Consider the following 15464-nt stretch of genomic DNA (forward strand, 5'->3'; position numbering starts at 1 on the left):
CCTGTGGCCTCTGCCTTCGGAGGGCAGCGCTCTATCCAGCTGAGCTACGGGTGCCTGGCGCGGAGTTAGCAAAGGGCAGGCCGGCCTGCCAGAGGCTTATTTCGCCACGTCCAAGCGCGCTCGCCGCGCGGGCTTTGGTGCGGTGCCCGGAGGCGGGGTCTTGGGTCGGTAGCGGCAGATGTGGGCGATCACGCAGCGCCAGCATTCGGGCACTCGCGCCTTGCAGACATAGCGGCCGTGGAGGATCAGGAGGTGGTGGGCGTCCCGGCGCCAAGGCTGCGGCGTCACCTTGTCCAGCTTCAGTTCCACCTCCAGCACGTTCTTGCCGGGGGCGAGACCGGTGCGGTTGGAGACGCGGAAGACATGGGTGTCGACCGCGAAGGTCTCGGCACCGAAGGCGGTGTTCATGACCACGTTCGCCGTCTTCCGGCCGACGCCCGGGAGCGCCATCAGCAGGTCGGGGTCGCGCGGCACCTCGCCGTCGAACTGCTCGACGAGCACCTTGGAGAGCAGGATGACGTTCTTCGCCTTGGTGTTGAACAGGCCGATCGTCTTGATCGTGTCGCGCAGGCGCTCCTCACCATAATCCAGCATGGCCTGGGGCGTGTTGACCGTCTCGAACAGCTCGCGCGTGGCGAGATTGACGCTGGCATCCGTAGCCTGGGCGGAAAGTACGACCGCGACCAGCACGGTGAAGTCGTTGACGGACCGGAGCTCGGTCTCGGGATTGGGGGTGCGGTCCGCGAGCAGGCGGTAGAGCTCGGCGACTTCGGCCTTCTTCATGCGAGGCCCAGCACGTCCGCCATCGTGTAGCGCCCGGCCGACTTGTCCTGTAGCCAGAGCGCCGCCTGCACCGCGCCACGCGCGAAGATCTCGCGGCTTTCGGCGCGGTGGCCGAGCTCGAGGCGTTCGCCTTCACCGGCGAAGATCACCTGATGCTCACCCGCGACGGAGCCGCCGCGAAGGGCTGCAAGGCCGATACGGCCGGTCGCGCGCGGGCCGGTGATCCCGTCACGACCCCGGTCGCTGACCTCGTCGAGGCTGACGCCGCGCGCTTCGGCGGCCGCGCGGCCGAGCAGCAGGGCCGTGCCCGACGGCGCGTCGGCCTTGTGGCGGTGGTGCATCTCGACGATCTCGATGTCCCAGTCGGGTCCGAGCCGGGCCGCAGCCTCGCGCACGAGATGGGCGAGGAGGTTCACGCCGAGCGAAGTGTTCGCGGCTTGCAAGACCGCGATCCTGGCGGATGCATCGTTGATCAGCCGCTGGTGCTCGGCCTCGAGGCCGGTGGTGCCGATCACAATCGGCCGACCTGCTTCTTCGGCCTCGGCGAGATTGCCTGCGAGGGCGGCAGGGGCGGAGAAATCGACGAAGACGTCGGGCTCCTCGCCGACGATCGTCACGTCCTCGCGCTCCGCGGCGATCTCCGCGATCGCGCGCCCCATGCGGCCGCTCGCGCCGAAGATGGTGATCGCGGTCATGCCTTGTCGCCCCTCATGGAAGCTGCTTCATGGGCGCGGTGAAGCGGCGAGGCAAGATCGGTAGCGGATGAGCGAGACCCTCTCCATCGCCGCCGCGCGCCGCATCGCGCTTGCCGCACAGGGGCTGGCGAAGCCGCGGCCGGACGGACCTTTTGAGCGGCGGCACCTGCTGAAGCTGCTGGACCGGCTGCAACTTCATCAGATCGACAGCGTCAACGTGCTGTCGCGGGCGCATTATCTTCCTGCCTTTTCGCGGCTGGGCGCCTATCGTCGTGAGCTGCTCGACGGCATGGCCTGGCGGAAGCCGCGGCGGCTGTTCGAATATTGGGCCCATGAAGCTTCGCTGCTGCCGCTCGAACTGCATCCGCTCATCCGCTGGCGGATGGCGCGGGCGGAACGCGGGGAGGCAGGGTGGAAGTCGATGCAGGCGTTTCGCGTCGAGCGGCGCGCCGAAGCGGATGCCGTGCTGGCGCGGATCGTCGCGGAAGGGCCGCTCGCCGCTTCAGACTTCGAGGTGAAGGGAAATGGCGGCTGGTGGGGCTGGAGTAGCGCCAAGGCCGCGCTGGAATGGCTGTTCCTCACCGGCCGCATCACCACGGCGACCCGCCGCAGCAGCTTCGAGCGGGTCTACGACCTCACCGAACGCGTCATCCCCGGTCGCATCCTTGATCTGCCGACGCCAAGCGAGGCCGAGGCGCAGCGCGACCTGCTGGAGCGCTCCGCCCGGGCGCACGGCATCGGCACCGCCCGAGACCTGCGCGACTATTTCCGCCTCTCGCCGGGTGATGCGGCAGCCCGCATCGCCGAACTTGTGGAGGAGGGAGCGCTGCTGCCCGTGCAGGTCAAGGGCTGGCGCGAGATCGCCTATCTGCACAGGGATGCGAAGCGGCCGCGCGGCGCCGAGGGGCGCGCCTTGCTGGTCCCTTTCGATCCGCTGGTCTGGGAGCGCGCCCGCGCCGAGCGCCTGTTCGACTTCCGCTACCGGATCGAGATCTACACGCCGGCGGACAAGCGTGTGCACGGCTATTACGTGCTCCCGTTCCTGCTTCGCGATCAGATTGCCGCGCGCGTGGACCTGAAGGCCGACCGACAGGCCGGGACTCTGCTCGTCCAGGCAGCGCATCTCGAGCCGGGCGCCCCGGCGGACACGGCGGAGGAACTGACGCAGGAGCTGAAGCTGATGGCGTCATGGCTGGGGCTGGAGCGGATCGAGATCAGCTGCCGTGGCGATCTCGCGCCCGCACTGAAACAGGCAGTGAGGCGCGCGGTGGAGGCTTGAGCTTCTGAAGTGTGGATGTCCTGCTCTCGATCGAAAGCGGATATTCGTCAGATGGAGGCGGGAGCTACCGAGGGCGGTTCGCTATCGCGGCTGCCTCGTCGGAACGCATGCTTTCGGGCCGGCCGCCCGGGCCGGTTTGCTGCTGCAGAGCGCTTTCCTGTGCGGCGAGTGCAGCTTCGTCCCATTGCGCCTGGGTGCGGCAGGTGCGGGTGCTGAGGCGCGTTCCGCTGAGCACCAGGTTGCGGCACACCTTGCGGCCGGGATCGTTTTTCGCCGATTTGCCCTGTGGTGCGGCGGGAGCGGAGCCGTCATTCTGGCCCGCAAGCGCCGTACCCGCCCAAAGAGCGGCAACTCCTATCGCCAAGGCCGAGCTTGTGACCAACGTCCTTACGGCCATTTTCATCCCCTCCCATCCCTGCTGCCGAGTCGGCGCTGCTGTCCCCGGACGTACAAGATGTTGATCCGGAAAGGGAGTCCCACCCGCGGCTGGGGATCTTGTGCCGGTGCAGAAGAGCTCGACATCGTCTGTAAAGGTGAGGACTGCGGCCGGATCTCCTGTTCCAGCGGCGAGGCTGAGAATTACTGCAGGCCATTTCAGACGGTCCGGCCGCTCGCTAAACGGGCGTAATGCGTGACATCCGAAACATCTTTGTCCTGACTGGCGCGGGCATTTCGGCCGAGAGTGGGGTGGCCACTTTCCGGGGGCCAGATGGGCTGTGGGAGGGGCACCGGGTGGAGGATGTGGCGACGCCCGAGGCGTTCCGGCGGGATCCGGCGCTGGTGCAGAAATTCTACGATGCGCGGCGGGCGCGGCTGGGCGAGGTGGAGCCGAACGCAGCGCATCGGGCGCTGGCGCGGCTCGACGCCGAGTGGCCGGACGAGTTGCTGATCGTGACGCAGAATGTCGACGACCTGCACGAGCGCGCCGGCGCGAAGCGCGTGCTGCACATGCATGGCGAGCTGAAGTCCGCCTGGTGCCGCGGCTGCGACGGACGGGTGCCGTGGGAGGGGGAGCTTTCGAGTGGGCCGCCTTGCCCCGGATGCGGCGCGGCGAAGCTGCGGCCGGACATCGTCTGGTTCGGCGAGATGCCGTATCGGATGGACGAGATCGACGCGGCGTTGATGAAGGCGGACCTGTTCGTCTCTATCGGCACTTCAGGCGCGGTCTATCCGGCGGCCGGTTATGTACAGACCGCCCGCTACCTCGGCACGCCGACGCTCGAGATCAACCTCGAGCCAAGCCAGGGGAGCTTCTTCTTCGAGGAGAGCCGGATGGGACCGGCGGGCGAACTGGTGCCGGAGTGGGTGGAGGAGATGCTCGCGGGGCGCGGCTAGCCCTTGTTCCGGGGAACGGGCTTAGACGGAGCGGCGTTCTAGGGCGAGTGCCGCTTCATCGACCAGCGTGCGGATGATGTCAGCGACGGATTCCTCCTTCTTCACCATGCCGACCGACTGGCCTGCCATGACCGAGCCGGATTCGACATCGCCGTCGATGACGGCGCGGCGGAGGGCGCCGGCCCAGTAATGCTCAATCTGGAGCTGGGCCTCCGCCATCTCGACCTTCTGCTCGTCGAGCAGCTTGGCGACCTCGATCTGCTTGGCGGAGAAATTCTCCATTTCGCGGTTCTTGAGCGCGCGGACGGGGATCACCGGGAGGCGCGGATCGATCTGGACGCTGGGGATCGCGTCACGGGCCGAGGCGCGGATGAAGGCCTTCTTGAAGTTCGGGTGGGCAATGCATTCGTGCGCGCAGACGAAGCGGGTGCCGAGCTGCACGCCGGCAGCGCCCATTTCGAGATAGCCGGCGATGGCGCCGCCGCGGCCGATGCCGCCGGCGACGAAGACCGGGACCTCGGATGCGACCTCAGGCAAGATCTCCTGAGCGAGGACCGAGGTGGAGACCGGGCCGATATGGCCGCCTGCCTCCATCCCCTCGATCACCAAAGCGTCGACGCCGGAGCGGATCAGCTTCTTGGCGAGGGCGAGGGCGGGGGCGAAGCAGATCAGCTTGGCGCCGCCTTCCTTGACCTTGTCGATCGACCCGGCAGGGGGAAGGCCGCCGGCGAAGACGACATGGCCCACGGTGTGGCGGCGGGTGACCTCGATCAGCTCGGTGAGCTGCGGGTGCATGGTGATGAGGTTGACGCCGAATGGGCGGTCGGTGCGCACCTTGGTCTCGGCAATCTCGCGATCCAGCAGGTCCGGAGTCATCGCCCCGCAGGCGATCACGCCGAAGGCGCCGGCATTGGAGAGGGCGGAGACGAGATTGCGCTCCGAGATCCAGCTCATCGCGCCGCCCATGATCGCGACCTCGCAGCCGAGGAAGTCGGTGCCGCGCTTCATCAGCCGGTTGAGACGGTCGTGGCCGATGCTGATCGTGTCCGCCTCGCTCATGCCGCCGCTCCCGTGTCGTCGAGGCCGTAGGTGGTGTGGAGCACGCGGACGGCGAGCTCGGTATAGTCTTCGGGGATCAGCACGGACACTTTGATTTCCGAGGTGGTGATGGCGAGGATGTTGATGCCGCGGCCGGCCAGGGCCTGGAACATCTGTGCGGCGATGCCGGCGTTGGAGCGCATGCCGACGCCGACCGCGCTCACCTTGACGACGTCGGTGTCGGTCAGGATCTCGGCGAAGCCGATGCTCTCCCGCGCCTTCTCGAGCGCTTCGACGCTGTGGGCAAGGGAAGCGGTCGGGACGGTGAAGGTGAGGGTGCTCTCCGCCCCGGCCCGGGGCACGCTCTGGACGATCATGTCGACGTTGATGCCGGCGTCGGCGAGCGGCGCGAAGATCGCCGCAACCGTGCCGGGAACATCGGGCAGGCCGGTCAGCGTCACCCGCGCCTCGTTCTTGTCGTAGGCGATGCCGGTGACGAGCTGCCGTTCCATTTCATATCCTTCCAATTCCTCGTCGGCGACGACGAGGGTGCCGGGCTTGTCCTCGAATGAGGACAGCACCGTGATCGGCACCCGCTCGCGCATCGCCAGGCCGACGGAGCGCGTCTGCAGCACCTTGGCTCCAACGCTCGCCAGCTCCAGCATTTCCTCGAAGGTAATGATCGGGAGCTTCTTCGCCTTGGGCACGATGCGCGGATCGGTCGTGTAGACACCGTCGACGTCGGTGTAGATGTCGCAGCGATCGGCCTTCACCGCCGCCGCCAGTGCCACCGCCGACGTATCGGAACCGCCGCGGCCGAGAGTGGCGACGTCGCCATCTGCCGACACCCCCTGAAACCCCGGAATGACTGCGATGCCGCCGCCTTCGAAGACGCGCTCCAGCACGTCCGCATCGATGCCCTCGATAAGGGCGGCGGCGTGGCCGCTGGTCCGGATCGGGAGCTGCCAGCCCATGTAGCTCTTGGCGTTGAGGCCCATGCCCTGGAGTGTGATGGCGAGAAGGCCGCTCGTCACCTGCTCGCCCGAGGCGACGACCACGTCATATTCGCGCGGATCGTAGAGCGAGGAGGCCTCGCGGCAGAACTGGATCAAGCGATCGGTCTCGCCGGCCATGGCGGAGACAACCACGGCGACCTGGTTGCCGCGCTCCGCCTCGCGCTTCACCAGCCCCGCGACGTGGCGGATGCGCTCGATGCCGGCCATCGAGGTGCCGCCGAATTTCATCACGATGCGGGCCATGCGGGGCGGCTGATAGGGGGCGGGAAGGGCTTCGACAAGCGCGCCGCGAGGGCGTAAGGGCCACGTATGGCAACGTCTGGCTCGACCATCGATCCCCGCGAGGCCGAGCATTTCGGCCGGATGGCGGCGGACTGGTGGAATCCCCGGGGCTCGTCCGCCATGCTCCACCGGCTGAACCCGGTGCGGCTCGGCTACATACGCGACCAGATCGATCATCATTGGAGCCTCGACGAGTGCCACCGCCGGCCGCTCGCCGGCAAGCGCGCGGCGGACGTGGGCTGCGGCGCGGGCCTGCTGGCCGAGCCGCTCGCCCGGCTCGGCGCGGAGGTTGCCGGCGTCGATCCTGCGCCGGAGAATGTCGCGGCCGCGCGCATTCACGCCGAAGGGCAGGGGCTCGCCATCGACTACCGCGTCGGCAGCGTCGAGGCGCTGACCGCTCCCTACGACCTCATCACCAGCCTCGAGGTGATCGAGCATGTGAACGAGCCGCGCCTGTTCGTGCAGGGACTGGCGGACGCGCTGGCCCCCGACGGCCTGCTGATCCTGTCGACGCCGAACCGCACGGCCTGGTCGCGCCTGCTGATGATTGTGGTGGGAGAGGGGACCGGGCGGATTCCCCGCGGCACCCACGACTGGGAGAAGTTCCTGAGCCCCGACGAACTATGCGCGCTGCTTCGCGACGCGGGGCTGGAGATCGTGGACCGGACGGGAATTGGCTGGAACCCGATGAGCGGATTCAGCCTGACGGATGATCTTTCGCTCGATTATTTCGTAACCGCAAAGAGGCTCTGAAGGGCGTGCGCCGGATCGTTCCGGGGAAGAGACAACAACACTAGCTGTAGCGGAGATTGTTAAGTATAGTTTCGCGGCCGGTATAAGAAAAAATCAGCCGGCGCGTAGCTTGAAGGGAGGACAGATTGCCGCAAGATCGTTACCGGCTCGAGCGCCGGCGCGTGCTGCTCATGACCGCCATCTCCTATGTCGAGGATCAGCAGCGCAACATATCGCGCGACACCGCACATTTCCTGGATTGGGCAAGGCAGGAACTGATCTTCGTGGACGCTCTGCTGAGGCAGCAGCAGCTTCTCAATCAGTTCCTGAGCTACAGCGCGTCGAACAGCAGGCAGCTGGAAGCCGCGTAAGACAGGACGAGGCCGTCCCGCTGTCGGGTCAGAAGAAGTCCACTTTGTCATAGTGGGCCGGCGGGACGATCACTTCCATCCGTTCGCCAAGGAACGGGCGGAAGCTCGGCCGCGACTTCATGACGGCATACCAGTCGGTCGTCTGCTTGTGGCTGCGCCAGTCGAGGCCGCCAAGATAATCGGCGACCGATAGGTGGGCGGCCGCCGTGAGATCGGCGAGGCTCAGCACCGGCCCGGCCAGCCAGCGGCGGTGGTCGAGCAGATAATCGATATAATCGAGATGACTGTTGGCGACCTTCATCGCCTCGCGAAGCACGCGCGTGTCGGGGGGGTCGCGGTTGACGATGCGTTTGCGCATTCGCTCTTCGAGCAACGGGCCGACCACGTCGCCGTAGAGCCGGTCGTCGAAGAAGGCGACGAGCCGCCGCACCTCGGCGCGATCGCGGGCGGTGCCCGGAATCATCGGCGCCTTTTCGACCGTCTCCTCGAAATATTCGCAGATCGCGTTGGAGTCGATGAGGATCGTGCCCTTTTCCTCGACCAGCACCGGCGTCTGGCCGGCGGGGTTGAGGTCGAGGAACTCGTCACGCCGCGCCCAGGGTGACTCGCGGACGAGCTCGTGCGGCACGCCTTTCTCGCCCAGCATCAGCCGGACCTTGCGGGAGAAAGGACAGAGGGGGAATTGGTATAGTTGCCACATGCGCGCCGCGACTATTAGCGTCACGGCGCGCTGGGTAAACTCTGAGTTTAGCTAATCGCCTTTAACGGCGACGATATTCGTAATCTGGATAGTAATCGCGACTGCGGCTGCGGCGGGCGTCGTAGATGGCGCGGTCGAGATTGCGCTCGAGATCGGCGAGCGAGCGCCTGAGCGCCGGGGCGACGACGGCGACCTGCGCCATCACGTCGCCCATCTCGATCGCGACGTCATCGACGGAGTCGCGGATGCGATCGCGAAGGTAAGGATCGCGCGATACGTCGGCGATGGTGTCGTCGCGGCGGACGCGGCGGGTGGGGTCGATCGCCTGGATGACTCCGCCGATCGGCACGTCGATCACGGCCTCGGCGGCGCGACCCGCGGCGTCTGCCATGGCCTCGACCTCGGCCGGATGCGGCAGGCTACGGGCGATCTCCTCGTCCATCTCCTCCGGGAAACTCGGCGAAGACTGGGCCGACGCCGCGGCGGGGAAAGCGAAGGCCATCGCGGCCGCGGCAAGAATGAGCTTACGCAAAATAGGCCTCCTCACGTACATCAGCGGCGCGTGCGAACAACGCGCTCGGGGGCGACTCGTTGCCGCCTTATAGCCTTGAGGGATGAGCCTAATCTGAACGTCAGCGCGCCGCCAGCCAGACCAGGGCAGCGGCGCCGGCGACGATCCGATACCAGGCGAATGGCGCGAAGCCGTAGCGGGTGACGATGCCGACGAACGCCTTCACCACCACCAGGGCCACGATGAACGACACCAGCGCGCCGAGGCCGATCTCGCCGATGAGATCCGGGGTGATCTCGTCGCGATGCTTGGCGAGTTGGAGGACGGTGGCGCCGGTGAGGGTCGGCACGGCGAGGAAGAAGCTGAACTCCGCCGCGGTCTTGCGGTCGACGCCGAGGCTCATTGCGCCCAGGATGGTGGCGCCGGAGCGGCTGACGCCGGGGATCATGGCAAGGCATTGCACCAGGCCGACCCCCATCGACTGGCGGAGGGTCACCCCGGACACGCCGCCCGCATCGACCGGCTTGGCGAAACGTTCGACGATCAGGATCGCGATACCCCCGATGATCAGCGCCCAGCCGACAACGACCGCGTTCTCAAGCAAAGCCTCGATCGGGTCGTTGAAGATCAGGCCGATGATCACGGCCGGGAAGAAGGCGACCAGCAGGTTGCGGACGAATTTGATCGCGGCGGGCTCGCGGCGGGTGAGGCCGACCAGCACGTCCCTGAACGTCCGCCAGTAAAGCACCAGGATAGCCAGGATCGCGCCGGGCTGAATGGCGATGTTGAATAAGGCCCAGCGCTCGGCTTCGAACCCGAGCAGCTCGGTCGCCAGGATCAGGTGGCCGGTGGATGAGACCGGCAGATATTCGGTGAGACCCTCGACGATGCCGAGGATGATGATGACGAACAGGGATTCCATTCTAGCACGTCACCCCGGCGAAGGCCGGGGTCCCAGGACGATAAGGCAAAGCGGGTCTCCACGAGATCCCGGCCTGCGCCGGGATGACGACTAGTTTCAGTAGGGTTGCTTGGCGGCGAAGCGACCGCCGCGGCGATAGGCGGTCAGCCACCCCTCGGACACGGCGGCGAGCGGCGTCGGCGCGATCCCGAAGCTGCGCAGGCCCTCGGCGCCCGGCGCGACGATATTGTCGCGCTGCAGCATCAGCCACTGGTCCCAGGTGATCGGCGCGCCCGGAAGCCAGCCGGTCGTGCGGGCGATCAGGCCGCCGGCCGAGTCTGGAATGTCTACAAGGGCGCGGTTCCAGCCGGTGGTCTCGTCGATCCACTCCATCAACTCGCGCATGGTGAGCACCTGCGGCCCGCCTAGCTCATAGATCTTGCCGCCATGGTCGCGCGGGTGGAGCGCGGCGGCGGTGACCGCCTTGCCGACATCGGCCGCATAAATAGGCTGGAGCTTGACCGTCGGGCGGATCACCGGAAGCACCGGCGCGAGCCGCGACATCGACGCGAAGCGATTGATGAAATTGTCCTCGCGGCCGAACAGGACGGAGGGGCGGATAATGGTGGCGGTCGGGACGGCGGTCCGCACCGCCTCCTCGCCCAGGCCCTTGCTGCTGCCGTAGCGGGACTCGGCTCCAGGGTCCGCGCCGATGGCGGAGATGTGGACCAGCGACCGGATCTCCTCGACAGCGCAGGCCTCCGCCACATTGGCGGCGCCGTCGATGTGGATCTCCTCGAAATTGCCCTTGAGGATTCCGACCAGGTTCACGACGGCGTCGCTGCCCTTCACCGCCTCGCGCACCTGGTGGGAGTTGCGGATGTCGGCCGCGACGAACTGGGTCTGGCCGAGCCCGCCCAGGGGCTTCAGGAAGAAAGCGGTGCGCGGATCCCGCTGCGCGATGCGGACGCGGGCGCCCGACTTGTAGAGCGCCTGGGCGACGTAGCGGCCGAGAAAACCGCCGCCGCCGAACAGGGTGACCAGCCGGAAAGTGTCTGGAAGCATGGGTTCGCCTGATTGAAAATCGGCGCCTCAATGCCCGCTCGGCTCTTCATTGACAAGCGCGCTCGGGGGCGGCTAAGCGCGCCGCCTACCCCGTGCCCAGATGGCGGAATTGGTAGACGCACCAGCTTCAGGTGCTGGCGCTCGCAAGGGCGTGGAGGTTCGAGTCCTCTTCTGGGCACCATTCCTTTCAGAGCACCGAAAAGGACGCTGCGGTCTAGGCAGCGCCCTGATGTGATGGCGCGAATTCCAGACGATAGCAGCGAAGGTCCTCGCCCGGCCGCGGCGGCTGCGCTCTGCTGCAGCTACCGCGGCGAGGGAGATCAGCTTCTCATCGCGGCTCGGCAATGCCGATCGGCTGGACGCTGTCCGGGTTCTGCGGGACGTCGAAGCGGTCGGCGTTCATCACCTTGGTCCAGGCAGCGACGAAGTCGCGGACGAATTTTTCCTCGTTTCCGCTTTCGGCATAGACCTCGGCGACGGCGCGGAGCTGGCTGTTGGCGCCGAAGATGAGGTCGGTGCGGGTCGCCCGCCATTTTTCCTGCCGGCCGCCGCGGTCGTAGCCGATGAACTCCTCGTCGGCGCTCGTGTCGACCACCTTCCAGAAGGTGTCGTTGTCGAGCAGATTGACGAAGAAGTCGTTGGTGAGCTGGCCCTTGCGGTTGGTGAAGACGCCCTCGGGCTTGTCCTGGTGGTTGGCGCCGAGCACACGAAGACCGCCGAGCAGCACCGTCATCTCCGGCACCGACAGGCCGAGCAGCGAAGCACGGTCGAGCAGCAGCTCCTCGGTCTTCACGCTGTGCTTCGTCTTGAGGTAGTTGCGGAAGCCGTCGGCCACCGGCTCCATCACGGCGAAACTGTCGGCGTCGGTCCAGTCCTGGGTCGCATCGCCGCGGCCGCCGGTGAAAGGCACCTCGACATTGTAGCCGGCATCCCGCGCCGCCTTATCCACCGCGGCGGTGCCGGCGAGCACGATGGCGTCTGCCATCGACAGCGAGCCACGCAGCTCATCGATCTTGGCGAGAACCCGTCCGAGCTCCTCCGGCTCGTTGACCGCCCAGCCGCGCTGCGGCTCGAGGCGGATGCGTGCGCCGTTCGCGCCGCCGCGATGGTCTGACCGGCGGTAGGTGGACGCCGACGCCCAGGCGGTCTTGACCAGCTGGCCGATGCTGAAGCCGGCGTCGAGGATCTTTTCCCTGAAGGTGGACACGTCAGCGGCGGACGGGGTTGAGCCGGCCGGGACCGGATCCTGCCAGATCAGATCTTCCGCCGGCACTTCCGGCCCGAGGTAGCGGACCTTCGGCCCCATATCGCGGTGGGTGAGCTTGAACCAGGCGCGCGCGAACGCGTCCTTGAACGCTTCATGGTCGTTGCGGAACCGCTCGGAGATGGCGCGAAACTCCGGATCGACCTTCAGCGCCATGTCGGCGGTCGTCATCATCGTCGGCACGCGCTTGCTGGGGTCGTGCGCGGCCGGCGCCATGTCCTCCGGCTTCTGGTTGATCGGCTGCCACTGCTGTGCCCCAGCGGGCGACCGCACCAGCTCATATTCGTAATCCAGCAGCAGGCGGAAATAGTTCTCCGACCACTCGGTGGGGGTGTTCACCCAGCTGCCCTCGATGCCGCTGGTGATGGTGTGCTCGCCAAAGCCGCTCTCATGCGCGCTGGCCCAGCCGAGGCCCTGCAGGGCGATGTCGGCCGCCTCGGGCGCGGCGTCGACCAGGCTCGGATCGCCGGCGCCATGGGCCTTGCCGAAGGTGTGGCCGCCCGCGGTCAGCGCTACCGTCTCCTCATGGTTCATCGCCATGCGCTCGAATGTGATCTTGATGTCGCGCGCCGACTGCAGCGGGTCGGGGACGCCGCCGGGGCCCTCCGGATTGACGTAGATGAGGCCCATCTGGATTGCCGCGAGCGGATGCTCCAGCTCCAGCTGTTCCTCGGGAAGAATGCGGGTCTTGTTGTCGGGGTGGCCGACGAACTGCTCTTCGGAGCCCCAGTAGATATCGCGCTCGGGCTCGAACACGTCGCGGCGACCGCCGCCGAAGCCGAACACCGGGCCACCCATCGATTCGATTGCGACATTACCGGCCAGGATGAACAGGTCGGCCCAGCTGATATGCTTCCCGTATTTGCGCTTGATCGGCCACAGCAGGCGGCGCGCCTTGTCGAGATTGCCGTTGTCCGGCCACGAATTGAGCGGGGCGAAGCGCTGCTGACCGCTGTTCGCGCCGCCGCGGCCGTCGGCGGTGCGGTAGGTGCCCGCCGCGTGCCAGGCCATGCGGATCATCAGGCCGCCATAATTGCCGTAATCGGCCGGCCACCAGGGCTTGCTGTCGGTCATCAGCGCGGTGAGGTCGGCCTTCAGCGCATTGTAGTCGAGCGCCTTGAACGCCGCGGCATAGTCGAAATCGTCGCCCATCGGATCAGGCGAGGTGCCGCCCTGGTTGAGGATCTCCAGCGGGAGCGACTCGGGCCACCAATCCTTGTTCTGTCGCCCGAGCAGCGAACGCACCGTGCTCGGCCGCTCAACCGGGCAGCCGCCACCAATATCGCCGGTCTTTGCGTCCATCTCGTCGCTCTCCTTTTTGATTTGTCGGGGGAGGCTAGGCCTGGCGCAGCGGGGACGAAACCCAATTCTTTTCGTCACCGAGAATTGCAAAATCGATCAGAGGCGGCGCCTCTACGCAGCGCGGAACCGGCCTAAAGCCCTGAATGTTCTGCCAGCGGAAGAAATCACAGGAGACGATCCATGCCTGCCAAGTCCGGAGCCCAGCAGAAGGCGGCGGGCGCCGCCTTGTCGGCGAAACGCGGCGATACGCCGAAGAGCAAATTGAAAGGCGCATCCAAGTCCATGGCGGACTCGATGAGCGAGAAGGAGCTTGAAAAGATGGCTTCCACCAAGCGCAAGGGGAAGCCGGAGCACGCCAGCAAGAAGTAGCTAGAGCATTGCCCTGATGATCGCCTCGGCCGCTTCCTCAGGGGTCATGGCGGTGGTGTCGATGCGGATGTCGGGGTGCTCGGGCGGCTCGTAGGGGCTGTCGACGCCGGTGAAGTTGGTGAGGGCGCCGCTGCGCGCCTTGGCGTAGAGGCCCTTGGGGTCGCGTTCTTCGGCGACACCGAGCGGCGTGTCGATGAAGATCTCCACGAATTCGCCCGCGGGAAAGATGCGGCGGGCCATCTCGCGCTCGGCGCGGAAAGGCGAGATGAGGGCGGCGAGCACGATGAGGCCGGCATCGGTCATCAGCTTGGCCGCCTCGGCGACGCGGCGGATATTCTCGACACGCTCGGCATCGGTGAAGCCGAGATTCTTCGACAGGCCGTGACGGATATTGTCGCCGTCCAGGACGAAGCTGTGCTTGCCCATGGCGTGGAGCTTGCGGTCCACCAGGTTGGCTATGGTGCTCTTGCCCGCGCCGGAGAGGCCGGTGAACCAGAGCAGCTTCGGCTGCTGATTCTTGGCGGCCGCGCGTGCCTCGCGCGTGACGTCGATCGCCTGCCACTGGACGTTCTCGGCGCGCCGCAGCGGGTGGTGGATCATGCCGGCGCCGAGCGTCGCCGCGCTGTCGCGGTCGATCAGGATGAAGGCGCCGAGCTCCCGGCTCTCCTCATAGGAGGTGAAGGGGAGGGGACGGTCGAGCGCGATGTTGACGGTGCCGATGCCGTTCAGCTCCAGCGTCCGCGCCGCGAGCTTCTCCAGCGTCTCGACATCGGTCGCGGACTTGAGCTCGGTCACCCAGGCGCCGACCGTGCTGGTTGCGAGCTTCAGGCGGTAGGAGCGGCCGGGCAGCATCGGCTGTTCGGCCATCCAGACGAGGGTGGCTTCGAACTGATCGGCGACGTGCAGCGGCGTTTCGGGCGCCGCGACGATCTCGCCGCGGGAGCAGTCCAGCTCGCGATCGAGGACGAGCGTGATCGACTGGCCGGTGACGGCTTGTTCGAGATCGCCGTCCATCGTGACGATCCGGGACACCGAGGCCGTGCGTCCGGAAGGGAGCAGGCGCACCGGGTCGCCCGGCGCAACCTGGCCGGCGGCGATCATGCCCGCATAGCCGCGGAAGTCCGCGTCCGGGCGGCTCACCCACTGCACCGGCATCGCAAAGGACGTCGGTGCGGTGCTTTCGCCAGCAGGCAGATCGTGCAGCAGATCGAGCAGGGTCGGGCCCGAATACCAGGGGGTGGCGTCGCTCACGGCCGTGATGTTGTCGCCGCGGGCGGCCGCCAGCGGGATCGCATGAACTTGAAGGTCCAGCGTCCCCGCCATGGCCGAATAGGCTTTGGCGATCTCCTGGAACACAGCCTGGTCGAAGCCGACCAGGTCCATCTTGTTCACCGCCAGCACGATGTGGCGGATGCCGAGCAGGCGCGCGAGGTAGGAGTGGCGCAGCGTCTGGGTGAGCAGGCCCTTGCGCGCGTCGACCAGCAGCACCGCCGCGTCGGCGCGGGAGGCGCCGGTCACCATGTTGCGGGTATATTGCTCGTGCCCCGGCGTGTCGGCGACGACGAACTTGCGCCGGTCGGTCTCGAAATAGCGCCAGGCGACGTCGATGGTGATGCCCTGCTCGCGCTCCGCGGCGAGGCCGTCGAGGAGCAGGGCATAGTCGATCTCGCGGCCGCGGCTGCTCGCCTGGAGGGCCGCGAGCTGGTCATCGGGGATCCTGCCGGTCTCGAACAGCAGCCGCCCGAGCAGGGTCGACTTGCCGTCATCGACGGAGCCGCAGGTGAGGAAGCGGAGCAGGGATTTGGGCGCAGCCGCGGTCAT

15 protein-coding genes and 1 tRNA gene are annotated in these 15464 nt (G+C 67.0%); 6 read left to right on the forward strand and 10 right to left on the reverse strand.

All coding sequences use genetic code 11. From position 1 onward, the window contains the following. Nucleotides 1-96: 96 nt before the first annotated feature. Together nth and dapB are read right to left on the reverse strand one after the other, a co-directional pair. A complete protein-coding gene (gene nth / locus AC5JBD_RS12390; protein ID WP_495722126.1) occupies nt 97-783 on the reverse strand; it encodes an endonuclease III in 687 nt (228 codons plus the stop codon). After that, nucleotides 780-1478, reverse strand: a complete 699-nt coding sequence (gene dapB / locus AC5JBD_RS12395; RefSeq protein ID WP_495722127.1) for a 4-hydroxy-tetrahydrodipicolinate reductase — start codon at nt 1476-1478, stop codon at nt 780-782. Before dapB ends, nth begins: the two co-directional genes overlap by 4 nt. 67 nt (nt 1479-1545) lie before the next feature. Between dapB and AC5JBD_RS12400 the strand changes: the two genes are divergently transcribed. Together AC5JBD_RS12400 and AC5JBD_RS12405 are read left to right on the forward strand one after the other, a co-directional pair. Further along, nucleotides 1546-2757 carry a winged helix-turn-helix domain-containing protein gene (locus AC5JBD_RS12400; protein WP_495722128.1) on the forward strand — a complete coding sequence of 404 codons (1212 nt, stop codon included), beginning with the start codon at nt 1546-1548 and terminating at the stop codon, nt 2755-2757. 627 nt (nt 2758-3384) lie between these two features. Continuing rightward, a complete protein-coding gene (locus AC5JBD_RS12405) occupies nt 3385-4092 on the forward strand; it encodes an NAD-dependent deacylase (protein ID WP_495722129.1) in 708 nt (235 codons plus the stop codon). Between the two features lie 21 nt (nt 4093-4113). On the opposite strand, the gene AC5JBD_RS12410 is transcribed toward AC5JBD_RS12405, so the two are convergent. Both AC5JBD_RS12410 and AC5JBD_RS12415 read right to left on the reverse strand, forming a co-directional pair. Beyond that, nucleotides 4114-5151 carry an NAD(P)H-dependent flavin oxidoreductase gene (locus AC5JBD_RS12410; protein WP_495722130.1) on the reverse strand — a complete coding sequence of 346 codons (1038 nt, stop codon included), beginning with the start codon at nt 5149-5151 and terminating at the stop codon, nt 4114-4116. Continuing rightward, nucleotides 5148-6389 carry an aspartate kinase gene (locus AC5JBD_RS12415; RefSeq protein ID WP_495722131.1) on the reverse strand — a complete coding sequence of 414 codons (1242 nt, stop codon included), beginning with the start codon at nt 6387-6389 and terminating at the stop codon, nt 5148-5150. Before AC5JBD_RS12415 ends, AC5JBD_RS12410 begins: the two co-directional genes overlap by 4 nt. 66 nt (nt 6390-6455) lie before the next feature. Here AC5JBD_RS12415 and ubiG point away from each other — a divergent pair, with 66 nt between their 5' ends. Beyond that, nucleotides 6456-7181 (forward strand): bifunctional 2-polyprenyl-6-hydroxyphenol methylase/3-demethylubiquinol 3-O-methyltransferase UbiG, encoded by a 726-nt coding sequence (gene ubiG, locus AC5JBD_RS12420; RefSeq protein ID WP_495722132.1) that lies wholly within the window; start codon nt 6456-6458, stop codon nt 7179-7181. A 125-nt stretch (nt 7182-7306) separates the two neighbouring features. Then, nucleotides 7307-7531, forward strand: coding sequence for a hypothetical protein (locus AC5JBD_RS12425; protein ID WP_495722133.1), 225 nt, complete (start codon nt 7307-7309; stop codon nt 7529-7531). A gap of 28 nt (nt 7532-7559) precedes the next feature. Here the strand turns inward: AC5JBD_RS12425 and AC5JBD_RS12430 are convergent, their stop codons facing one another. The 4 genes from AC5JBD_RS12430 to AC5JBD_RS12445 all read right to left on the reverse strand — a co-directional run bounded on the left by AC5JBD_RS12430 (nt 7560) and on the right by AC5JBD_RS12445 (nt 10708). Beyond that, complete coding sequence (locus AC5JBD_RS12430) at nt 7560-8231, reverse strand: glutathione S-transferase family protein (protein ID WP_495722134.1); 672 nt, start codon at nt 8229-8231, stop codon at nt 7560-7562. A 61-nt stretch (nt 8232-8292) separates the two neighbouring features. Then, nucleotides 8293-8763, reverse strand: coding sequence for a hypothetical protein (locus tag AC5JBD_RS12435; protein WP_495722135.1), 471 nt, complete (start codon nt 8761-8763; stop codon nt 8293-8295). Between the two features lie 100 nt (nt 8764-8863). Then, the gene (locus tag AC5JBD_RS12440; protein ID WP_495722136.1) at nt 8864-9664 is read right to left on the reverse strand and encodes an undecaprenyl-diphosphate phosphatase; all 801 of its coding nucleotides are present in this window, start codon (nt 9662-9664) and stop codon (nt 8864-8866) included. 96 nt (nt 9665-9760) lie between these two features. Beyond that, nucleotides 9761-10708: a complex I NDUFA9 subunit family protein gene (locus tag AC5JBD_RS12445; RefSeq protein WP_495722137.1), complete on the reverse strand. Its 948-nt coding sequence runs from the start codon at nt 10706-10708 to the stop codon at nt 9761-9763. Between the two features lie 94 nt (nt 10709-10802). On the opposite strand from AC5JBD_RS12445, the gene AC5JBD_RS12450 reads away from it, so the two are divergent. Then, nucleotides 10803-10889: transfer RNA gene (locus AC5JBD_RS12450), tRNA-Leu, on the forward strand. 147 nt (nt 10890-11036) lie between these two features. Here AC5JBD_RS12450 and katG read toward each other — a convergent pair. Next, nucleotides 11037-13274, reverse strand: coding sequence for a catalase/peroxidase HPI (gene katG, locus AC5JBD_RS12455; RefSeq protein ID WP_495722138.1), 2238 nt, complete (start codon nt 13272-13274; stop codon nt 11037-11039). A gap of 180 nt (nt 13275-13454) precedes the next feature. Here katG and AC5JBD_RS12460 point away from each other — a divergent pair, with 180 nt between their 5' ends. Continuing rightward, nucleotides 13455-13643, forward strand: coding sequence for a DUF3008 family protein (locus tag AC5JBD_RS12460; protein WP_495722139.1), 189 nt, complete (start codon nt 13455-13457; stop codon nt 13641-13643). Here AC5JBD_RS12460 and cysC read toward each other — a convergent pair whose 3' ends face one another. Continuing rightward, nucleotides 13644-15464 carry an adenylyl-sulfate kinase gene (cysC, locus tag AC5JBD_RS12465; RefSeq protein ID WP_495722140.1) on the reverse strand — a complete coding sequence of 607 codons (1821 nt, stop codon included), beginning with the start codon at nt 15462-15464 and terminating at the stop codon, nt 13644-13646. It abuts the gene before it with no gap.

Source organism: Allosphingosinicella sp., assembly GCF_059502505.1.